Source organism: Bacillus sp. JJ1773 (assembly GCF_036962035.1).
Taxonomy (GTDB): domain Bacteria; phylum Bacillota; class Bacilli; order Bacillales; family Cytobacillaceae; genus Cytobacillus.
This window is the reverse complement of record NZ_JBALNX010000128.1, coordinates 1-1,525: the sequence shown is the minus strand read 5'-3', so window position 1 is coordinate 1,525 and position 1,525 is coordinate 1. Positions and strand designations below refer to the sequence as shown.

The 1,525-nt window shown below is 35.1% G+C and carries 1 protein-coding gene; it reads left to right on the top strand.

Going from position 1 to position 1,525, the window contains the following annotated elements; all coding sequences use genetic code 11:
* The first annotated feature begins 87 nt into the window (after positions 1 to 87).
* Positions 88 to 1,416, top strand: coding sequence for a group II intron reverse transcriptase/maturase (gene ltrA, locus V7127_RS24875; protein WP_335490809.1), 1,329 nt, complete (start codon positions 88 to 90; stop codon positions 1,414 to 1,416).
* The last annotated feature ends 109 nt before the right edge of the window (positions 1,417 to 1,525 follow it).

The following is a 1,525-nucleotide window of genomic DNA, read 5'->3' as shown; positions in this document are numbered from 1 at the left end:
TGGGTAATGCCGATGGAGGAAAGGCTAGCTACCAGTTATCACCCTTACTAGGGAAACATTTACTACACGCAGAGGTAGGAATATTAAATGGAAACAAAACTACTAAGGATAGCAGAATTAGCAAAATCTGATCCTATAATGAAATTTACATCTCTTGCACATTTATTAGATGAGCGATCATTAGTTCAATGTCATCAAGAGTTACCTAATAAAAAGGCAACTGGGGTTAATGGTACAACTAAAGAACAATACAGTGAAAATCTAAAAGAAAACATAGAAGGCTTAGTAAATAGGCTTAAAAGCAAAAGTTATCGTCCTGTTCCAGTAAGGAGAATGTATATTCCAAAGCTCAATTCAGACAAGAAAAGACCATTGGGAATACCAGAACATGAAGATAAAATTGTACAAAAAGGCATTACAAAGATACTAAATACCATCTATGAGAATGATTTTCTAGACTGTTCCTTTGGATTCCGTCCAAACCGTAACTGTCATGATGCTTTGAAAATACTGAACTATTACATTGAAAAGAGGTCAGTAAATTATATAGTAGATGTAGATATCAAAGGATTCTTCGACAATGTTGACCACACATGGATGATGGAGTTCTTAAAACTGCGAATCTCTGACCCTAACCTCCTAAGATTAATTGGTAGGTTTCTTAAAGGTGGATATATGGAGGAAGGAAAGAAATACAAGACAGAAAATGGCACACCGCAAGGTGGAGTAATATCTCCGATATTAGCTAACGTTTACCTCCATTACGTCCTCGACCTATGGTTTGAGAAAAGGGTTAGAAAACAGTGCAAAGGACAAGCATTTATAGTGAGATATGCAGATGATTTTGTTTGTTGTTTTCAATCTAGAAGTGAAGCTGAACAATTCTTCGAATCATTAAAATTGAGATTAAAGAAGTTTAACTTAGAAATAGCCGAGGATAAAACTAAAATTATTCCCTTTGGAAAGTTTGCGGAGAAAGATGTAAAACAAAAGGGAAACAGTAAACCAGCAACCTTTGATTTCCTAGGTTTTACACACTATTGTGGGAAAAGCAAACAAGGTAAGTTCCGAGTGAAACGGAAGTCAAGCAGGAAGAAAGTCCAAGGTAAACTCAAAGAATCTAAGCAATGGTTGAAGATTAATAGAAATAAAGATATTCATATCATTATGGATAGATTTAGACGCTCTCTTATAGGTTATTACAATTATTATTGCATCACAGATAATACCCAAAGTGTAAACAAATTCAGAGACAAAATCGGATACTTACTGTATAAATGGCTCAATAGAAGAAGTCAAAGGAAATCATTTAATTGGGATAAATTTAGACTCTTTCTTAATAAATACCCATTACCTTACGCAAGAATTAAGGTTAACATATATGACTTAAGAAAAGAGATTAGCTACATTATGTGAACGATAACTAGGAGGAGCCGTGTGCGTTAATTGCGCAAGCACGGTTCTGTGAGGGGAGAGGAATACAATCTACCGTGAGGTAGAGAGATTCCCTTCTACTCGACTAGTT

Excerpts from the sequence above, each read along its gene's own strand:
- ltrA (WP_335490809.1), top strand. The coding sequence starts at position 88 with ATGGAAACAAAACTACTAAGGATAGCAGAATTAGCAAAATCTGATCCT.